At 46.3% G+C, this 19,641-nt stretch carries 17 protein-coding genes; 1 reads left to right on the top strand and 16 read right to left on the bottom strand.

All coding sequences use genetic code 11. The features are described 5' to 3' along the window. Positions 1–52: 52 nt before the first annotated feature. From A7D23_RS08885 to A7D23_RS08960, 16 genes are all read right to left on the bottom strand, one after another. Positions 53–1,222: an aminotransferase class I/II-fold pyridoxal phosphate-dependent enzyme gene (locus A7D23_RS08885; protein ID WP_019226686.1), complete on the bottom strand. Its 1,170-nt coding sequence runs from the start codon at positions 1,220–1,222 to the stop codon at positions 53–55. After that, positions 1,219–2,061: a PHP domain-containing protein gene (locus A7D23_RS08890; protein ID WP_019226687.1), complete on the bottom strand. Its 843-nt coding sequence runs from the start codon at positions 2,059–2,061 to the stop codon at positions 1,219–1,221. The genes A7D23_RS08885 and A7D23_RS08890 overlap by 4 nt, the downstream gene beginning before the upstream one ends. Before the next feature lie 23 nt (positions 2,062–2,084). Continuing rightward, complete coding sequence (locus A7D23_RS08895; protein WP_019226688.1) at positions 2,085–3,038, bottom strand: dipeptidase; 954 nt, start codon at positions 3,036–3,038, stop codon at positions 2,085–2,087. Between the two features lie 190 nt (positions 3,039–3,228). Beyond that, positions 3,229–3,489 carry a stage V sporulation protein S gene (locus tag A7D23_RS08900; protein WP_015042391.1) on the bottom strand — a complete coding sequence of 87 codons (261 nt, stop codon included), beginning with the start codon at positions 3,487–3,489 and terminating at the stop codon, positions 3,229–3,231. Positions 3,490–3,641: 152 nt separating this feature from the next. Further along, the gene (locus A7D23_RS08905; protein WP_019226689.1) at positions 3,642–4,412 is read right to left on the bottom strand and encodes a TIGR00282 family metallophosphoesterase; all 771 of its coding nucleotides are present in this window, start codon (positions 4,410–4,412) and stop codon (positions 3,642–3,644) included. A gap of 33 nt (positions 4,413–4,445) precedes the next feature. Continuing rightward, positions 4,446–4,958, bottom strand: a complete 513-nt coding sequence (locus A7D23_RS08910) for a hypothetical protein (protein WP_019226690.1) — start codon at positions 4,956–4,958, stop codon at positions 4,446–4,448. Positions 4,959–5,244: 286 nt separating this feature from the next. After that, a complete protein-coding gene (gene rny / locus A7D23_RS08915; RefSeq protein WP_176714405.1) occupies positions 5,245–6,813 on the bottom strand; it encodes a ribonuclease Y in 1,569 nt (522 codons plus the stop codon). Between the two features lie 249 nt (positions 6,814–7,062). Then, entirely contained in the window at positions 7,063–7,593 is a 531-nt protein-coding gene (locus A7D23_RS08920) for a regulatory protein RecX (protein WP_019226691.1), read from the bottom strand. Next, positions 7,583–8,623, bottom strand: coding sequence for a recombinase RecA (gene recA / locus A7D23_RS08925; protein WP_019226692.1), 1,041 nt, complete (start codon positions 8,621–8,623; stop codon positions 7,583–7,585). Before recA ends, A7D23_RS08920 begins: the two co-directional genes overlap by 11 nt. A 133-nt stretch (positions 8,624–8,756) precedes the next feature. Further along, complete coding sequence (locus A7D23_RS08930; RefSeq protein WP_019226693.1) at positions 8,757–10,001, bottom strand: competence/damage-inducible protein A; 1,245 nt, start codon at positions 9,999–10,001, stop codon at positions 8,757–8,759. A gap of 329 nt (positions 10,002–10,330) precedes the next feature. Beyond that, positions 10,331–10,894, bottom strand: coding sequence for a CDP-diacylglycerol--glycerol-3-phosphate 3-phosphatidyltransferase (gene pgsA, locus A7D23_RS08935; RefSeq protein ID WP_019226762.1), 564 nt, complete (start codon positions 10,892–10,894; stop codon positions 10,331–10,333). Next, the gene (gene rimO, locus A7D23_RS08940; protein ID WP_019226763.1) at positions 10,891–12,216 is read right to left on the bottom strand and encodes a 30S ribosomal protein S12 methylthiotransferase RimO; all 1,326 of its coding nucleotides are present in this window, start codon (positions 12,214–12,216) and stop codon (positions 10,891–10,893) included. The genes pgsA and rimO overlap by 4 nt, the downstream gene beginning before the upstream one ends. 60 nt (positions 12,217–12,276) lie before the next feature. After that, the gene (locus tag A7D23_RS08945) at positions 12,277–14,448 is read right to left on the bottom strand and encodes a YgiQ family radical SAM protein (protein WP_019226764.1); all 2,172 of its coding nucleotides are present in this window, start codon (positions 14,446–14,448) and stop codon (positions 12,277–12,279) included. Positions 14,449–14,677: 229 nt separating this feature from the next. Then, positions 14,678–15,475 carry a helix-turn-helix domain-containing protein gene (locus A7D23_RS08950; RefSeq protein WP_019226765.1) on the bottom strand — a complete coding sequence of 266 codons (798 nt, stop codon included), beginning with the start codon at positions 15,473–15,475 and terminating at the stop codon, positions 14,678–14,680. 32 nt (positions 15,476–15,507) lie between these two features. After that, positions 15,508–16,551, bottom strand: a complete 1,044-nt coding sequence (mnmH, locus tag A7D23_RS08955; protein WP_019226766.1) for a tRNA 2-selenouridine(34) synthase MnmH — start codon at positions 16,549–16,551, stop codon at positions 15,508–15,510. An 87-nt stretch (positions 16,552–16,638) separates the two neighbouring features. After that, positions 16,639–19,056, bottom strand: coding sequence for a DNA translocase FtsK (locus A7D23_RS08960; protein ID WP_051408095.1), 2,418 nt, complete (start codon positions 19,054–19,056; stop codon positions 16,639–16,641). A gap of 349 nt (positions 19,057–19,405) precedes the next feature. Here A7D23_RS08960 and A7D23_RS08965 point away from each other — a divergent pair, with 349 nt between their 5' ends. Next, entirely contained in the window at positions 19,406–19,588 is a 183-nt protein-coding gene (locus A7D23_RS08965) for a Flp family type IVb pilin (protein WP_025205434.1), read from the top strand. Positions 19,589–19,641: the final 53 nt, after the last annotated feature.

Consider the following 19,641-nt stretch of genomic DNA (forward strand, 5'->3'; position numbering starts at 1 on the left):
CCGGAACAGAATTATATTCTTATACAGCTATTCTATACGCTTCAGATTGTTTTTAATCCTTCCCGGCTAAAAAAGTTCCAACCCGCTGAACCGCTTCCTGAAGCTTCGTCTCATCCTGAACCAGCCCAACCCTGACATATCCCTCGCCATACCGGCCAAAGGCAATGCCCGGCACGACAAGAACGCCAGCCTCGCTGGCCAATTCAAACGCAAAGGATAACGAATCCTGCTTCGTGGGCACCGGGGCCCAGACGAACATGGATCCTTTGGGCCTGTTCATCTTCCAGCCGGCTCTGGCACATCCGTCGACCCAGATATCCCTTCTGTTTTTATAAGTCTGCTGATTGGCGAGGATGGTCTGATCACCGCCGCTTAAGACAGCAACTCCGGCCTTCAATACAGGCTGAAAACTCCCATAGTCAATATTGGATTTGATAGTTTCCAGTGCTCTGATGACTTCTTTATTGCCTACCACAAAGCCAAGTCTCACTCCGGCCATATTATACGACTTGGAAAGGGAATGAAACTCTACCCCTACGTCCTTTGCTCCTTTGGCCTGTAGAAAGCTTGATGGCCTGTAGCCGTCAAAAGCCAGTTCTGTATAGGCAGCATCATGACAAACCACAATTTCATGTTTGGAGGCAAACCTGACGACTTCATTAAAGAAAGTCTCCTGTGCAACAGCAGCGGTTGGATTATTAGGATAGTTAAGGACCATCAGTTTAGCCCGGTCAGCGGTCTGGGGGGGGATCCGATTGAGGTCCGGCAGAAAATCGTTCGTTTCCAATAACGGCAGTACAACCTTTTCACCTTCGACCAGCGCCAATCCGTCTGAATAAATCGGATAACCAGGATCAGGGATGAAAGCAGCGTCGCCTTTATCAATAAACGCCCAGAAAATATGCGTTAGACCGTCCTGGGAGCCCATGACCGGAAGCACTTCCGTCGCAGGATCAATATCGACGTTAAATCTTCTTTTATACCATAATGAGCAAGCTTCCCGGAACTCCGGAATTCCTCTGGTCAGTGTATACCCATACGCCTTTTCATCGAGGCTCTGCTCACTAATTATTTTTCTGATCTCCAGAGACGGAGGCAAATCAGGGCTTCCTACACTTAGATCAACGAGCGCTTTGCCTTCACGTTTAAGCTCTTCTTTCAACGACGCCAATTGTGAAAAAATGGATGTTTGCAGACTTCCCATTCTTACTGCGAGCTTCATGTCATCTTCCTCCTCAGCTGCTCAATTTGTTGAATGGCCTCCATACCAACTCCCCAAGAGCCTAATTTTATGCCAGGCTTAATCGCATGACCATGAAAATCAGATCCGCCTGTAATCAGAAGGCTCTTTCTTTCTGCCAATGCTTTAAAGTAATTTCGTTCCTCCACACCGTGGTCGGGATGATAGACTTCAATCCCCTGCAGCCCGGAGTCGACCCATGCGGCAATCTCGGGTTCCGTACATTGGCTGCCCGGATGCGCAAGCACGGCTACGCCTCCGGCTTCTCTTATAATTGCAATAGCTTCCACAGGGTCAAGCTTATACCTGGGAACGTAAGCCGGCCTTCCTATCTTTAAAAATCTCTCGAAAGCGTCTTTCAGATTGGCGGCATCCCCATGCCTGATCATGGCCTGAGCCACATGGGGCCGGCCGACAGAATCCCCATTGACAAACTGACTTACTTCCTCAAAGGTCAGGGTGATTCCGAGCTGTTCCAGCTTCTGAAGGATCTTTCTTATTCTTTGCACTCTTTTTTCCCGCAGTTCCTGCAACCTGGTATGAAGAACCTCATTGCCCTCTTGTAACTCATACCCGAGGATATGGACTTCCTTGCCCACCCAGTCGGTGTTGATCTCTATGCCTTTAACCAGACAGATCCCCGTCTCAGCTGCAGCCTGTTCTGCCTCCGCCCAGCCATTGATGCTATCATGGTCCGTGATGGCCAAAGCTTTCAATCCGACTTCTGCCGCAGACTTAACGACTTCTTCCGGTGTAAGGATCCCGTCTGAAGCAGTCGTATGACAATGCAGGTCGGCCTCAAATCTTGTCTGGTATTTCATGATATGTTTACCTCTAAGAATTTTCACATTAAGACATCGCTCAAAAACCTGACATAATTCCCATAACATATTCTGGCTATTTCGTTCTGATTAAAACCACACTGAGACAATTTTTCCACTAGATACGGGAATGTACCGACATTTTCCAGCCCTTCCGGCGTCGTCTCAATTCCGTCAAAATCCGATCCGAAGCCAACGGCATCGACTCCCGCTACTTCTGCGATGTGGCAAATGTGCCGGACAACATCATCTATAGTTGCTTTTCCGGTATCACTCAGGAAATCCTCACAGAAATTGACCCCAACCAGACCTTTCTTGTCTCCTAGCGCACGCAGCTGGTGGTCAGTCAAGTTCCGGCGATGGCCGCATAACGCTTTGGCACAGGAATGGGAAGCGATGACCGGACGTTCAGAATGCCGCAGCACATCCCAAAAACCTGCCTCATTTAGGTGGGAGACGTCGATTACCATCCCAAGCTGATTCATTCTTTCGATTACCTGAAAGCCAAAACTAGATAAACCGCCGCTTCCTTCGCTTTCCCCGACGCCGTTGCCGATCGCATTCCTTTCATTCCAGGTAAGGCCAATGCTTCTGACTCCGAGCCTGAAAATCAGATCAAGCATAAAAATGTTTTCGCCAAGAATTTCTCCGCCCTCAATATTGATAAGCAGGCCCAGCTTATTGGTCCGGCCTAACTGGGCTGCGTCTTCTTGGGTTCTTACTAAAAATACCTCACTGGAATTATGATCAATGAACCTAAGTGCGGCTTCGAGTAATTCCAGTCCCCTCCAGGCCGCCTGAAACGGTTTGTATTCACTTTCAATATAGGCAGCCAGAAACTGCAGACCGAGATTGGCCTGTTTTGCCCTAGTCAAATCCCAGTGTCCAAATTTTGCTGTTTCTTTCAAATTTCTTTTTCCGGCAGCATAATCTCCAATGCTGTCGCAATGACCGTCGGCAATCCATATATTTTTCATGGTCAAATTTTGCTCCTTTATTTGTATTCTAAAGGATAATCGGGCAGAAGGCTACTTATTTGGAAAGCTTGACTGATACCAATCCTTTAGCGACTGCCTTAGTTGCACTTAGCTAAATCAGAAAGTACAAATACTTTCTGATATATTAAAAAAACCCGCCCCCAAGCAGGCAGGTTTAGAATCATTGGGTTTATCTGGGTTCGACAATCAGTTTGATCGCAGTCCTCTCTTCTCCTTCAATCAGGATATCGGTGAAAGCCGGAATACAAACCAGGTCAAGACCACTCGGAGCAACGAAACCTCTGGCAATAGCAACTGCCTTTACTGCCTGGTTTAATGCGCCTGCGCCAATTGCCTGCAATTCAGCTCCGCCTTTTTCCCTAAGTACTCCTGCTAACGCTCCAGCTACTGAATTAGGACTTGATTTTGCTGAGACTTTTAACACATCCATTATCTAATACCTCCCAATCGATCCTTTTTACATGTATTTCCACTTTGATGCTATATACTATTCGCGTAATAGTAAAAAAATCCTCTTTTTAGAAATGTCTGATTTGGTATTTTCTGTGTGAAAAATCCTGCACCTTATTTGGTGCAGGATGTCTATTTTTGGATAGGAATAATACGCTGTGTTTTGCCGGTTTTTTCATCTATTTGAAGCACCACAGCATTCAGCTGGTTCACCCCGTCGGCCACTTCAAATCTCGCCGGCATCTGCGTCAGAAAATTATTAATAATGATCTCTTTTTTGACTCCCAAGACCGAATCACGCGGGCCGGTCATTCCAACATCTGTAATATATGCCGTGCCCTGGTCCAGTACCCTGGCATCCGCAGTCTGGATATGGGTATGTGTACCAAGAACTGCACTTACTTTGCCGTTAAGAAACCAGCCAAGCGCAACTTTTTCCGAGGTCGCCTCGGCATGAAAATCGACAATGATCACCGGGGTCTCCACAGCCATCATATTGATAATTTGATTGACCATCGTAAAAGGGTTTTCCAACGGAGGCAGGAAGATTCTGCCTGATAAATTGATAATCCCCGTCTTTATTCCGTTGCGAATAACAAAACCATAGCCTTTTCCCGGTGCCCCTTTCGGGTAATTGGCAGGCCGGATCAGCTTGGTTTCATCATCAATAAACTTTATAATTTCCTTTTGGTCCCAGACATGGTTGCCCATCGTCAAAAAGTGGATTCCGTAATCATATAACTCATAGGCGACTTCTTTGGTAAGTCCCCGCCCGCCTGAGGCATTTTCAGCATTGGCAATCACCAGATCAAGTTTATGCTCTTTCTGGAGTTCGGGAAGAAAAGCAGCCACCGCTTCTCTTCCCGGTCTGCCGACGATATCACCGATAAAAAGAATCTGCATAAGGTACTCCTTTACTTGCACTAACCCCTTGGTTCAACCATTGAAAACAAGTACTCTGCCGTCTTCCCGTACCGCTGTAATGTTTTTTTCTGTTCCGTTAGAACGTACAGCTGCCATCATATGATTAATGATTTCTTCCTGCAGTATGATCTCTTCTTCAGGCAGGCTGCATTCATCAGTAATCAGCTTAGCGCCAAGCTCGCTTTTCATGATTTCTACTATGAGGTTGATTTCGGTGTGGGTAATACTGCTTAAATCTCTGCTGATCACAATCAGGTTCAGTTCCTGTTCAAATTTTTCAATACTTAAAAGCTGAATTTTCCGACCTTCAATCTGATGAAACAATTCCAAGGCCTGCCGAAGTTTATTCTGAAGCGCTTCAAAGCCGCACTCCTTGACGACCAGGAATTTAAGTATCATGGTCTGCTGCTCCTGATTGCAGCTGATCGTTACAACTTCCGGATAGCACAGCAAAATAGAAACAAGTAATCCCGTACTGTAATTCAGATAATTTGATTCAGCAGTTATGACTTCTGAAGCGGCCATCTTGATAATCCTTTCCCGAATGTGAAATAGTAGAGCTTTCTCCAAAACATATAGTAATTCTTCAAGGAGACGCGAAGTCCTTCCCGGTGTGCCCTAGCAATTATAACCTATTTTGTCCCAACATACCAATATAAAGAAAATTTGGCTGGTTCAGAGAGTACTTAACTTTCTGATACATAAACAAAGCAGGCCTAACACCTGCTTTGTTATACGTAACGTATCAAAATCTTAACATCATCATCATCTTATACGCATGGTATCTCTGTGGCACCGACGTTGCGACAGATTACTTCGCGTAATCTACTGCGCGGGTCTCCCGCATTACGACAACCTTGATCTGTCCGGGGTATTCCAGTTCTTCTTCAATTCTCTTTGCAATATCATGCGCGAACCTTGGTGCAAGTGCATCATCAATCTTCTCCGGATTCACAATAATGCGAATCTCTCTGCCGGCCTGAATCGCGTAGGATTTTTCAACGCCTTCAAATGTCTCGGCAATTTCCTCAAGCTTCTGAAGCCTTTTAATGTAGGATTCCAAAGTTTCGCGTCTGGCACCAGGTCTGGCAGCTGATACCGCATCTGCAGCGGCAACAAGTACTGCGACAATTGTCTTGGGTTCAGTGTCGCCGTGATGGGCCTCAATCGCGTGAATGATATCCCATGATTCCTTGTACTTTTTGCAGAGATCAACGCCAATCTCGACATGCGTGCCTTCGGTATCATGGTCAACGGCTTTGCCGATGTCATGCAAAAGTCCGGCGCGTTTTGCGGTCTGGACATCAACACCAAGTTCGGAAGCCATTAACCCGGCCAGATGGGATACCTCGATAGAGTGTCTCAAAACATTTTGTCCGTAACTGGTTCTGAAACGCAGCCGGCCAAGCAGTCTAATCAGTTCTGGATGTATACCGTGAACCCCGGTTTCGAAGGTTGCCTGTTCCCCTTCTTCCCTGATTTTCTGGTCAACTTCCTTCTGCGCCTTTTCAACCATCTCTTCAATTCTGGCCGGATGAATACGTCCGTCCAAAATCAGTTTTTCCAGAGCGACTCTGGCAACTTCTCTTCTGATCGGATCAAATCCTGACAGAATAACGGCCTCAGGCGTATCGTCAATAATCAAATCAATGCCCGTTAAAGTCTCAAGAGCTCTGATATTCCGGCCCTCTCGGCCAATGATACGGCCTTTCATTTCATCGTTCGGCAGGGCAACCACTGAAACTGTGCTTTCAACGACATGGTCTGCCGCACAACGATGTATAGCCAAAGAAATAATATCTTTAGCGCGTTTTTCAGCTTCTTCTTTTGTCCGGGTCTCATATTCCTTAATCATGATTGCCGATTCGTAACGTACTTCTTCCTCGACACTTTTTAGCAGCAATTGTTTGGCTTCTTCAGGAGTCAGACCGGAAAGCCTCTCCAGCTCAGCTACCTGTTTAGCCAGGAGTTCATTTAAATCAAGTTTTTGTTTTTCAACGTCTGATTCTCTGCGATGTAAATTTTCTTCCTTACGTTCCAGAGCTTCGGTTTTTCTTTCAAGGGTTTCTTCCTTCTGAAGATTGCGTCTTTCCATACGTTGGATCTCGCTACGTCTTTCTCTGGTCTCTTTTTCAATATCATTGCGAAGCTGCATAACCTCTTCTTTAGCTGCAACGATTTTTTCCCTTTTTTTGGCTTCAGCTTCTGCCTCAGCATTCTTTAAAAGCCTTTTTGCTTCTATTTCAGCAGATCCAATCATTTTTTCCGCAGATGATTTGCGTATGAACCAGCCGATCAGACTGCCAATCGCCAATCCGGCGAGTACAATAACAACTGCAATTAAGCCTGATATTTCCAAAGCTTCACCTCCTTTAATTATAGTATTAAATATTTCGTAAAAATAACAAAAAACTGGTCAGACCAGTTCCGTAAAATCTATAACCCTCGTTCGATTATTTTTCCCTTAAATATAGCTACACCGATACCCGGTGCAGCTGAGATGTTCAGTTTAATATAAGAGAAAACCTTGAAAGGTTAAAAATTTACTAGAAACAGATCCATTTAATATTAGTTTAATGAAATGTGCAAATAATGTCAAGTTGGTGGGATAACAAAGTATACTAAATACTTACAGATTATCGAAAATAATAATCTCTCCAAGTACTTTTTTGACTATATCCAATTGATAGCCCTTCGCTAAAAGCTTGTCCCCGACCTTTTTCCTTAAGTATAACTCTTTTGGAGGGATACTTCTGTTTTGATCGTTTAGGGATTTTTTCTGGTATTTCCTATACTCCTGCTCAAACATTTTACGGCCAAGCAGCAGGCAGTTTTCAACCTCCTGCTGCTCGGGAAAGTATTCATCCATGACGCAAGAGATCATCCGATCGTCCAGACCAGCTTTTTGCAGTTCAATACATATTCTGGTCCGGGAAAACCTTGTTTCCTTACTTTTAATATAAGACAAGGCATATTGCCGGTCATCAATATATTTCCATTCTTCTAGCTTTCGGAGAGCTTCAGCATTTTCCTCTGCGGAATAGCCTTTAGCCTCCAGTCTGCCGGCAAGCTGGCTGGCAGACAGCCGCCTGCGGCTCAAGAAATCCAGCGCAGCACCTAGCACACTTTTTTTCGATGAGGCCTGCTTTCTACTCATCATTCATGCTGTCGTCCTGAGCGCCCTTGGTCTTGTCTTTCGAGACCAGAACCAGATTGCGCACTTTGCTCTCAATCTCTGCAGCAATATCTGGATGCTGACGCAGAAAGTCCTTGACATTCTCTCTTCCCTGTCCAAGCCTTTCGCCATTGTAGGAATACCAGGCGCCCGATTTCATAAGGACACCTGTTTCCGATCCCATATCGACAATACTGCCTTCCCTGGATATCCCTTCGCCATAAACCAGGTCGAAATCAGCAAAGTTAAACGGCGGTGCAACCTTGTTTTTGACGACCTTTACGCGGGTCCGGTTGCCGATGATTTCCTGCCCCTGCTTGATGACATCCTGCTTTTTGACTTCCAGCCGGACTGAAGCATAAAATTTCAGCGCTCGTCCCCCGGTCGTCGTCTCCGGGTTGCCGAACATCACGCCGACTTTCTCCCTGATCTGATTAATAAAGATGACACAGGTATGGCTTTTACTGATGCACCCGGTAAGTTTGCGCAACGCCTGGGACATCAGACGGGCATGCAGCCCCATATGGGAATCGCCCATCTCCCCTTCGATTTCAGCCCGTGGCACGAGTGCCGCCACCGAGTCAATAACAATGACATCAACCGCGCCGCTGCGAACAAGGGCTTCACAGATTTCCAGCGCCTGCTCGCCGGTGTCGGGCTGAGAAACCAGCAGATCGTCGACATTCACACCCAGCGCACGGGCATATACTGGGTCAAGGGCATGCTCTGCATCAATAAAAGCTGCAACGCCGCCTGTTTTTTGTGCTTCAGCAATAATATGCAGCGTTACGGTGGTTTTCCCCGAAGACTCCGGTCCATATACCTCTATTACCCGGCCTCTGGGAACTCCGCCAACGCCTAAAGCCAAATCCAGTGCCAATGAACCTGTTGAAATCGTCTCAACAGCCATTCTGTCCGAAGCTTCGCCGAGTTTCATAATCGCTCCCTTGCCAAACTGCTTTTCAATTTGGCTCAGCGCAATATCCAATGCTTTTAGTTTATCTGGAGTAGCCATTTTTTCGTGCCTCCTCTTGATTATACAAAACATATGTTCGGTTTCTATTATACTTTTTCTGACTGTCTATTGTCAATCCGTTTAAAAGTAAAATTTTTACATAGCGGTTAGTCTTGTCTCGTTTGGCAAGCATCTACTGCTTACATTTCCTAAGCAAATACAGCCGCAGCATATTCAAGGCAGTTTCTACGATCATATTTCTGACGGATTCCCTGCTCCCGACAAACTGGTTTTTAGTGATCTCGATACCTTCCGGATGAGCCAGGGCGATATAGACCAGACCGACGGGTTTGTCCGCAGTTCCGCCTCCGGGTCCCGCAACTCCGGTCGTCGCAATCCCAAGATCTGCGCCGAGGGCCTTCCTCGTCCCTTCAGCCATTTCCCCGGCTACAAGTTCACTGACCGCACCTTCCTGCAGCAGACTGCTGCTTTTCACCCCGAGCAAAGTCTCTTTGGCTGAATTCGCATAACTCACAACGCCGCCAAGATAATACGCCGAGCTTCCGGCTTCGGCGGTGATTCTTCCGCCCAGAAGACCGCCGGTACAGGATTCAGCTGTTGCCAGCGTCAGGTTGTTTTTCAGAAGCAGTTTTCCAACTATACCGGCCTGGGTATCCGTACCGCTTCCGAATACCCCGTCCCCAAGCCTGCTGCGGATCTCTGCTTCCGTCTGATCCAGGAGCCGGACAGCCTGACTGACATCCCCGCTTCGGACCGTAAGCCTGACATCCATGTAGGTATGCCTGTCCAGCAAAGTGAGAGACGGGGATTTACGCTGCATCAGAACGGTTAGTTCCCGTTCCAGTTCCGGTTCCCCGAGTCCAAATATTTTTAGAATACGCACCTGCATCCGTCCGGAATCCTGAAGGATGATCTGCTCCAGTTTGGGCAGCAAATATTTTTGGAACATAACCTCCATTTCGGAAGGAGGTCCGGGAAGGATCGCGCAAAACTGGTCATTTTTGCAGATAAGGGCCCCCTGTGCAGTTCCTTTATCGTTCGGCAGCAGGATCGAACCTTCCGGAAAATAAGCCTGTTTTTCCGTACTTGGTGGCATCCGGTCATTGATATAAAACTGCGTCAGCGACTGCATGCTTTCAGGATCATAGCTCATTTTCAGGCCTAAGACTTCAGCAGCAATTTCTTTGGATAGGTCATCTACCGTTGGTCCAAGCCCTCCGCTGACAAGCACAAGTCCGGAACGCTGCAGCGCATTCTTTAGTGTTTCGGTCAGCCGTTCTTTGTTGTCTCCTACCGTCGTATGGTAGAGGACTTCTATCCCGAGATCCGAAAGTTGTCCTGTAAGATAATGGGCACTCGTATTCAGCGTTTTTCCGAGCAGTAATTCTGTTCCCGTGGAAATAATTTCGGCCTTCATTTTTTTCACACTCCCTCAGTCATTATCTCACCGCGGGAGAATCTTATCCCCGAACTTTGTTACCTCTCAATTCATGGCTCAAATAATTTCATTCAAGCCTGATTACCCCATATTAGGTCTGGGTGCCACAAGTTCCAGCGTCAAGCGGAGCATGGATGCGGAGCGCGGCTGTTAGCGCCAGGGAGGGCGCTATCTGCCGTAAGCGGAATTGTGACACCCAGACCAACCCTAGATACTTAACTAGATCATCGCAGCCGTTGACACCCTTAGCTGTTACGCCGGCAACTAAACAGGTAAATTCAAAACCGGAACAGTTAGAACTACTCTTTTTATTTGGAACGCACAAACAGCTGTTTTGATTTCATGATATAATCCACGCCGGAGATGATGGTCATGATCAGCGCAAGATAGATCATAGGCTGGGCAATATGTATGTTAAGGGTTGATAATGGCCAATCTCTCAGAATCAACAGTGCTATGGCAATGATCTGAGTGACCGTCTTCAGTTTTCCAAGCTTGCTGGCACTGATCACTACGCCTTCGGCGGCAGCAATCGCTCTTAACCCTGTGACTGCAAACTCCCGGGCCAGGATAATCCAGACAATCCAGGCTGAAACGAGGTTTAACTCGACCAGGGCAATCAGCGCGGCTGAAACCAGAAGCTTGTCGGCAAGCGGATCCAGAAATTTACCGAGATTGGTCACTTGTTTCAGCTTGCGTGCGAAATAACCGTCCAAACCGTCTGTCGCAGACGCCAGGCTAAATATCCCCGCGGCTACAAAGTCCTGATAAGGAAAATAAGCAGTACCGTCAGGCATTTTTACCAATAAAAAGGCCATAAACAAAGGTATCATGGCAATTCGAATCAGAGTCAGCGTGTTAGGCAGATTCACTCGAGCTCCTCCCCTCCCATATCATAGCTGTCCGCTTCTGTAATTCTGATCTGTATGATTTCACCAGCCAAATGTTTCTTCTGAACCTTGAGGTAAATCTGACCGTCAATCTCCGGGGCATCCCCCGCGCTCCGTCCGACCCATTCATCGGGGGCAGTCTGTTCTTCGAGAATGACCCGGATGATTTGCCCGACCCTTTGCTGCTGGATCTGATCTGCAATTTCCGTTTGGGTTGCCATAACAGCATTTTTGCGGGCTTCCCGGATCTCAGGCGGCACCTGGCTCGCCATGTTCGCAGCAGGTGTATTTTCCTCCTGAGAATAAGCAAAAACCCCAATGCGGTCTAATTTCATTTTATTAACAAATAACAGTAAATGCTCGAACTGTTCTTCGGTTTCCCCAGGGAATCCGGTAATGAACGTTGAACGAATAAAGATACCCGGTACAGCCTCACGGAGCTTTCCGATCAGCGTTTCTGCTTCTTCGGCTGTATTTCTGCGGTTCATTTTTGAAAGTATGGCGTTATCGGCATGCTGAAGGGGCAAATCGATATAATTGCATATCTTGGGTTCCGTCGCAATCAGGTCAATCAGTTCATCAGATACTGCCTCCGGGTAACAATACATCAGCCGAATCCATTGTATACCGTCTATTTCTACTAGTTCCCCCAGAAGATCCGGCAGCCGGTAAGCGTGATACAGGTCAATGCCGTAACGGGTTGTATCCTGGGCTACCAGCGCAATTTCCTTCACACCCTCGCCGGCGAGCTTCCTTACTTCTTGTACGATTGACTCCATTGTCCTGCTGCGGTAGCTGCCTTTGATCTGCGGAATGACACAATAGCTGCAGCGGTTATCACAGCCTTCGGCTATTTTGACATAGGCAAAAAAAGAAGGGCTGAAACGGACCCTCGGCATCTCATTGTCATAAAGATAGTCCTGCTTTTCTTTTTTCCTGTATACTCTCTCGCTGCCGGAGCTTTCCAGGACCTCGGGGATTTTATCCAGATCCCCGTCCCCGAGCACACCATCAAGCTCAGGAAGTTCTTTAAACAGCTCTTCACCATAACGCTGAGCCAGACATCCCACAGCATAGACCTTCTTCTGAGCACCGCTATTTTTCAAATTGATCATTTCACAAAGGGTGTCAATCGATTCTGCTTTGGCATCTTCAATAAAACCGCAGGTATTTACAACAATCATATCGGCTTCAGACGGTTCGGCTGTTATCTCGAAGCCTTTCGCCAGCATGCCGGTTATTACTTCACTGTCAACCTGGTTCTTCGGGCACCCAAGGTTAATCACTGCAACTTTTTTCTTCAATTTCCAACCCTCTGAAATCGTTTTTTATCACTTTAGTATATATCAGGTTCCGACCTGCTGTCAAAACGAATGCTTTCTCTTTACCTTCCCTGATGGCTTCCCCGGAGACATCCTTTTGACTTTCCCTGTCACCTTGCCTGACGCCTCTGTGCGACTTCCCTGGTGCTTTTCTTTTTGATTTTCTTTGAGATTTCTTTTCTTATTCCCCAGGCTTCTTTGTTGTCTTTCTTTTTCCATCTTTTCGTTTTTTACGGTTCGCCGAGATTTTCTGCTGTCCTCTGTAATCTTTTTTTTATGTTCCTTATTTATTCGTGCCTTAGATAAAAGGTCTTTATTTACTTGCTCTTTATTGAGCTTGCCTTTAACAATATTTTTCTGTTTATTTTGGTTATAACCGGAATCTTGTTCCTTGTTCTGATCGGAATAGGCGGTTTTGCCTTTGGGCCTGATCAGACATTTGGGACCGAACCCTATCAAATCCGTCCTATCTGCTTCAACAAGGGCAGCGTGGACCAGTGCATATTTTTTTGGTTCTCTGAATTGCAGCAACGCTCTCTGCATTGCTTTTTCCGTTTTGCTTTTTGGAACATAAACCTTCTGCATAGTCAGCGGATCGAGCCCTGTATAAAACATTGCCGTAGACAGCGTTCCCGGAGTCGGATAAAAGTCCTGGACCTGTTCCGGCTGATAATGAATGTCCCGCAAGTATTCGGCCAGTTCAACGGCTGCTTCCAGCGTACTCCCTGGGTGGCTGGACATAAAGTAAGGAACAATAAACTGCTTCTTGCCAAGACGCTCGTTAATTTTAAAGAATTTTTCCCTAAACTGTTCAAAGGTTTTCCCGGCCGGTTTACGCATATCGTGCAGGACCTTAGGTGAGATATGCTCCGGAGCTACCTTTAGTTGACCGCTGACATGGTGTTCGAGCAATTCTTTAAGAAAATGCTCGCTTTTATCCGCCATGATATAGTCATAGCGAATCCCCGAGCGCACAAATACTTTCTTGACTTTAGGCAGTTTTCTGAGTTTCCGTAAAATCCCGAGGTATTCCTGATGGTCGATATGCAGGCTTTTGCATGGCGAGGGATGCAGGCATTGTTTTTCCTTACATGCGCCAGTTTTCAATTGCTTAAGACAGGCTGGCTGACGAAAGTTTGCTGTCGGTCCGCCAACGTCATGAATATATCCTTTGAAGTCTTCCAAATTGGTGATTCCCACAGCTTCGTGTAAGATCGATTCCTCGCTCCTGCTCTGAACGATTCTGCCCTGATGAAAGGTCAGCGAGCAGAAAGCACAGCTTCCAAAACATCCCCGGGAGCTGACAATACTGAATTTAACTTCCTCCAGCGCGGGTATTCCCCCGTCTCTATCATACATTGGATGTGCGTTTTTTAGATAGGAAAGACCATAGACTTTATCCAGCTCCGCCTGAGACAAAGGCATCTCCGGTTTATTCTGCACCAGATATTTTATGCCGTGCTGCTGGACGATGGTTTTCCCTCTGACCGGGTCCTGCTCCTGATATTGGATCTTGAAAGCTTCCGCATACTTTGTTTTGTCTTCTGCCGTCTTTTTGAAGGAAGGTATCTCAATATAGCCGTTGCTTACCTCTTCCAGAGAATCCGCCATATAGCAGGTTCCGGGGATATGGCGGATATATTTCACTTCCAAACCGTCATTCAGATACGCGGCAATCTCCACAATCTGCTTTTCCGCCATGCCATAGACCAACAAGTCCGCACTGCTGTCAATCAGAATTGATTTTCTGACGGTATCGCTCCAATAGTCATAATGGGCAAATCTCCGCAAACTGGCTTCTACACCGCCAATGATGATCGGAACGTTCTTATAGGCTTCCCGGATTTTATTGCAATAGACAATCGTCGCCCGGTCCGGCCGTAAACCCATTTTGCAGCCGGGTGAATAGGAGTCTTTTTCGCGTATTTTTTTATTGACTGAATAATGATTGACCATAGAATCCATATTGCCTGCTGACACCAAAAATCCGAGCCGGGGACGCCCAAGTCTCTGAAAATCTTCTGTCTTTTTCCAGTCCGGCTGAGGAATAATTCCAACCTTGTATCCTGCGTCTTCAAGGACCCTGGAAATGATAGCCGGACCGAAACTGGGATGATCGACATAGGCATCCCCGCTGACCAGGGCGAAGTCCACCTGGTCCCATCCCCGGCATTCCATATCTTCTCTGTTCACTGGCAGATAATTTACAGGCACTTGATTTTGCTCCTAACTATATCAGCATTAGCTTACTGCCATGCAGTTATCTAATATCAAACTGATTATTCAAATATTCTTTTGTCCTTCATTTAATCTATTGGATTCTAATCTTTGCAGCCGTATTTATTCTAAATCGATTTGACGTGATTCGCAAACATAGGAAGAGGGTATCCTGGTCTTCCGGTATACCCTCTTAACAATCTTATCTTATCAGCTTGGTGTAAAACTAACTTCCTGCAAGCTCTTTCACTTTATTCTCATCAATGATGTAGCTTCGAAGGACATCACCGGTCTTCCCGAGCGGCGGGACGTTATGTCCGTTCACTTTGAGTGACAGTCCGCCGGCGTTGCCGATCGATACAAATTCAATTTGCTTGTCAGCCTGCAGCGTTTGTATTGTTCCTGAAGGGATCGTCCCGCTCAAAGCCTGCTTGCCGTCCACATTGACCACGACCCAGCAATCAGCAGTAAACGTAAGCTCGGCGACAATGCCCTCATATTGTTCAGGCTGCTGAGACGGCTGCCCGGCATTTTGTTCCTGCCCGGCAGTATTCGTATTCTGCCCCGTACCGGAATCGGCAGTATTTTGATCGCTCGCCTTCGGTGCAGCCGGCAAAGGGGTGGGTGTATAATGAAAAGTACCGGATTTGTTGCCCAAGTTTGACACAAAGATAATCCCGCCGACAATGATCACAGCCAGGATGGCCATTCCTGCAAGGACGACAGGTCTGAACCATACCTGATTGCTTGGAATCGGACTTAAGCGTGGCTCAATGTCAGGCTCAACTTCTTTGACCAAAGAAGCATTATAGCTATCTATAATCTCCTGCGGATTAATGCCAAGATGTTTAGCATACGTCCGTAAAAAGCCTCTGGTATAGGTGGTTCCGGGTAGCACGCCATAGTTCTCATTCTCCAGAGCTTCCAGATACCGCACTCTAATCTTAATGCTGTCTTCAACCTCCTGATAACTTAAACCTTTTTCTTCTCTGGCCTTCTTAAGAACGGCCCCTTCACCAGCCATTTCTACACCACCCTATTAATATTTAATTTAAATCAATTACCATAAGCAAACCGGTCATTCAAAAATTGTTTCAGTATTTCCAGTGATAATAACATAGATTCCTGAGAAATACATAAGGCATAGTCTTCAGATTCCTGATTGGGATAACCATACAGCTGGTCATAGTATTCCATAATAAGATACCGGGCAAAGTCTTCGTAAGCCTGTTTCTGCAGAGAATCATAAAGCTGATCAATCTTCTTTCGTCCCAGTCTTTTCGTCAGTCTGTCCAGAGCCGTTTTAAGTTCTTCAGTTATTCCCGGGTTATCCGTATACTCGAGCATCAACCGTTTGGCTCTGTTGTCCAGCGAATCATAAACAAGAACGGAAGTTCCCTGCTGCATGGCCTTAAAAACTGCGTCAGGGAGTGTGATTTTGCCGATGCGCCGGCTTTCGCATTCCATCACCAAATACAGATCTTGATTATAGCGATGAATTTCCTCGTAAAGCAAAGATTCAAACGTTTTTTGAGTAGGCTGAGCACCAAGACCAATGCAGCCAAAAACTGAACCGCGATTATTGGATAGCCCCTCAAGATCAATGACCGGATAACCCTCTCCCTTGAGTTTTTTCAGCAACTCTGTTTTTCCGGTTCCGGTATTCCCTTTCAGGACGACAACCTGATGATGAAATCCAGTCTCAAAAAAGGAAACAATCGAATGCCTATAGGCCTTGTATCCGCCAATCAGCCGAAATACCGGCAACCCCATCAGGTCGAGTACTGCAGCCAAAGACTTGCTTCTCATTCCTCCGCGCCAGCAAAAGAGCAGAATCGGTCTTTTCCCGGCAGCTTCTTCAACTTGCTTATATAAATCCGGCAGTTTTCGGCTGACAATCTCTAATCCGATATCTCTGGCTTTTTGGGGAGACTCTTTGGTATATATCGTTCCAATGACGGCTCTCTCTTCATTATTGAAGATTGGTATGTTTACCGCTCCGGGAATCGTTCCTTCCTCAAATTCGTTTTTTGACCTCACATCTATATATAATGCATCTGATAGCTCAGAACATTCATCGATGGAAATTTCACGCAGCATAATCTTCCCCAATCTTTTTTATTCTACAGTATTTTAACTAATCCTTCCTGAAATTAACCAAAAAGCGCAAATATTTGGTAATCATGGCTAAGAATTTAAGTTTTTCCCGAATTTTTGTTCAAATTGGCCTTTGGTCATCAAAACTTCCCTGGGTTTCGAGCCTTCATGCTGGCCGACGACCCCTTTTTCCTCAAGCATATCAACGATTCTAGCCGCCCTGGAATAGCCAATCTTTAGTCTGCGCTGAAGCAAGGACACGGATGCCGTATTGCTCTCCATAAAGATATTTGCAGCCTTGTAGAAAAGTTCATCTTCCGGCTCCTCAGAATTTCCGGAACTCAAGCTCACCTCCGGAATTTCAAAATACTCCGGCTTGGCCTGTTCCAGCAGATAATCCACAATATTTTTGACTTCCTTGTCTGACAGGAAACAACCCTGGACCCGAATCGGCTTGCTGATCCCGATTGGATGATAGAGCATGTCCCCGCGGCCGAGCAGTTTTTCTGCACCGCCCATATCCAAAATAGTTCTGGAATCGATCTGGGAAGAAACCGCAAAAGCGATTCTGGAAGGAATATTGGCTTTGATCAGACCGGTGATGACATCAACCGAGGGTCTCTGCGTCGCAACAATCAGATGAATACCTGCTGCCCTGGCCATCTGGGCCAGCCGGCAGATAGACTCTTCAACCTCTCCCGGAGCAACCATCATCAAATCGGCTAACTCGTCGATGATGACGACAACATACGGCAGCGGCTTCGATTCAGTATCCTTTTTTTCACTAACCAGGAAATTATATCTGACGATATCGCGAACTCCGGAAGCTGCAAAAAGTTCATATCTTGTCTCCATTTCGGTAACAATCCACTTCAAAGCTCCGGCGGCTCTCTGTGGCTCTGTTACCACAGGAGAGATCAGATGCGGAATTCCATTGTAATTGGCCAGTTCAACAACTTTGGGATCAATCAGCAACAGTTTTACTTCATCCGGTTTTGCTTTATAAACGATACTTCCGATAATCGTATTGATGCAAACCGATTTTCCTGCTCCGGTCGCTCCGGCAATCAGTAGGTGTGGCATTCTCGTCAGATCGCCGATAATTGGCGTGCCAGTGATATCTTTGCCGAGCGCCAAACTAAGCTTGCTTGGTGAGTCCTGAAAATCTTCCGTTTCCAGCACTTCCCGGAAATGAACAATGGCAATCTCCTTATTCGGGACCTCTATCCCAACTGCAGACTTTCCCGGGATCGGCGCTTCCATCCGCACATCGGAGGCTGCCAGGCTCAGTGCAATATCATCTGAGAGGCTGGTAATTTTACTGACTTTGACACCAGGTGCAGGCTGAACCTCATAGCGGGTAATCGTCGGCCCCTGTGTGACTCTTGTGACTTTGACCCTGACCCCGAAACTGGCCAGCGTATCTTCCAGCAGACGGACATTATCGGCAATGTCCTTGCCGCTTTTTTGGCCTTTTTTCATTGATTTATGGACAAGATTCAAAGGTGGCAGCCTGTAATGTTCGTTCTTCTCGGTCTGTCTGGAAATAGGCGTCCCGGTAAGCTTGCCCGGCGGTGCCGCTGCAGTCTCCATGCCTCCTGCTGAATCCCCTAAATTTCCAGTCCTTCTTTCGGCTGAATCGTCCATCCTTGTGTTAATCAGGTAATGATCCGTTTCCGACTGCGGAACCTGCTTGTTTTTTTTATTCCGTTCTTCTCCTCGATTCCGTTCTTCCCCAAAAATTTCGATCACCGGGCTACTCTGCTTTGAATCGAAATAATCACCCGGGGTTGGGGACTTTACAGGCTCACCTTTCTTTGCTGCGGCAAACATGCTGTTCCGGTCATCCTCTTTGCGCTTCTGTCTTTCTTGGCGTCCGTCCGCCAGTACTTGCAGAAAATCCCTGATGTGACGATCGACCATCTGTGCGAAACTTGCTGTGAGGGACAACAGGTCTTTGATCGTCCCGACCAGAGAGCGGTTCATTACCAGGATGGCGCCGATCAAGGCCAGCACTGCCAGAATCACATAACCACCTGTCACGCCGACCAGCATGACCAGCATGATACTGATCACCGCGCCAAGAAGGCCACCTCCTAATCCTGCTTTGCCAAGCTCAAGCAGCCCTGCAGTATCATACGCAGCAGATGACCCGAGATGCAGGAATCCTTCCGCTACGAGCCATAATAAAACCGCACCGATTATCCTGGATTTCATACTTCTCCGGTTGTTGCTCATCAGGCTGATCCCGATAACTCCGAGGATGATAAAAATCCCGACACTGCCATCGCCTGCCGCAATCCTGAGTGCTTTAATCATCAGCGTGACAATAGCACCCTTACTGTTGGAATAGAGCATGACGAATCCCAGACAGGCCAAGCCCATCACCAGGATTCCAATAATCTCATTTCGAATCGTATCATGAACGGACTGTCTTTTTTTACGTGACCCCCGTCGGTTCTTTTTTGTCGTCTTCGTCGCCAACGTTCCAAACCCCCAGCTTTTCATTACAACAGTAATATTTCCACAATTCTAAGCTAATTCCTTTAATTATTCAACATATAAGGCCTTTGAATAATTCCTTGTTGAGTCCTCGATATCATTTTTACCTATATATGATGGTTATATGATGGTATATATAATGTAAAGTATTTATCACCCAAAAACAAGAAATTCTCAGGACAATCAACCCTTATTTGATAAGATTCTTAAAAAGCACAGGATATTAATAAGTCTTTAGTCCTATCACATCGTGACTTACGGTGAATTGTTTCAATTGTCAAACTGTTGTAAATTTGTAATACAAACCAGAACACTAAAAAACGAAAATATATTATTAAAGGGAGAGATTATCATGATGTTATACCTTGTTCAATTCCTTCAAAGATTCCAGAAAGATGAAAAGGGTCAGGCACTTACAGAGTACGGTCTTATTATCGCTTTAATTGCAATTGTTGTAATTGGCGCGGTCACCGTTATCGGTACAAACTTGGATAGTATTTTGGATTCAATTGGCACTGCTCTCAAACCAGCATCATAATCTTTTGGGTTCTCAGAGAAAGCTCTACTGTCAGAGAACAGTAGGGCTTTCTT

It is taken from the genome of Dehalobacter sp. TeCB1, assembly GCF_001707455.1.
GTDB classification, from domain to species: Bacteria; Bacillota; Desulfitobacteriia; order Desulfitobacteriales; family Syntrophobotulaceae; genus Dehalobacter; species Dehalobacter restrictus.

Bases quoted from the DNA above. Each gene is read 5' to 3' on its own strand.
- A7D23_RS08910 (WP_019226690.1), bottom strand. From the start codon at position 4,958: ATGGCCGCTTCAGAAGTCATAACTGCTGAATCAAATTATCTGAATTAC.
- A7D23_RS08885 (WP_019226686.1), bottom strand. From the start codon at position 1,222: ATGAAGCTCGCAGTAAGAATGGGAAGTCTGCAAACATCCATTTTTTCA.
- A7D23_RS08890 (WP_019226687.1), bottom strand. From the start codon at position 2,061: ATGAAATACCAGACAAGATTTGAGGCCGACCTGCATTGTCATACGACT.
- A7D23_RS08920 (WP_019226691.1), bottom strand. From the start codon at position 7,593: ATGATGAGTAGAAAGCAGGCCTCATCGAAAAAAAGTGTGCTAGGTGCT.
- mnmH (WP_019226766.1), bottom strand. From the start codon at position 16,551: ATGCTGCGTGAAATTTCCATCGATGAATGTTCTGAGCTATCAGATGCA.
- A7D23_RS08905 (WP_019226689.1), bottom strand. From the start codon at position 4,412: ATGCAGATTCTTTTTATCGGTGATATCGTCGGCAGACCGGGAAGAGAA.
- recA (WP_019226692.1), bottom strand. From the start codon at position 8,623: ATGGCTACTCCAGATAAACTAAAAGCATTGGATATTGCGCTGAGCCAA.
- A7D23_RS08965 (WP_025205434.1), top strand. From the start codon at position 19,406: ATGTTATACCTTGTTCAATTCCTTCAAAGATTCCAGAAAGATGAAAAG.
- A7D23_RS08950 (WP_019226765.1), bottom strand. From the start codon at position 15,475: ATGGCTGGTGAAGGGGCCGTTCTTAAGAAGGCCAGAGAAGAAAAAGGT.
- A7D23_RS08930 (WP_019226693.1), bottom strand. From the start codon at position 10,001: ATGAAGGCCGAAATTATTTCCACGGGAACAGAATTACTGCTCGGAAAA.
- A7D23_RS08900 (WP_015042391.1), bottom strand. From the start codon at position 3,489: ATGGATGTGTTAAAAGTCTCAGCAAAATCAAGTCCTAATTCAGTAGCT.
- A7D23_RS08960 (WP_051408095.1), bottom strand. From the start codon at position 19,056: ATGAAAAGCTGGGGGTTTGGAACGTTGGCGACGAAGACGACAAAAAAG.
- A7D23_RS08895 (WP_019226688.1), bottom strand. From the start codon at position 3,038: ATGAAAAATATATGGATTGCCGACGGTCATTGCGACAGCATTGGAGAT.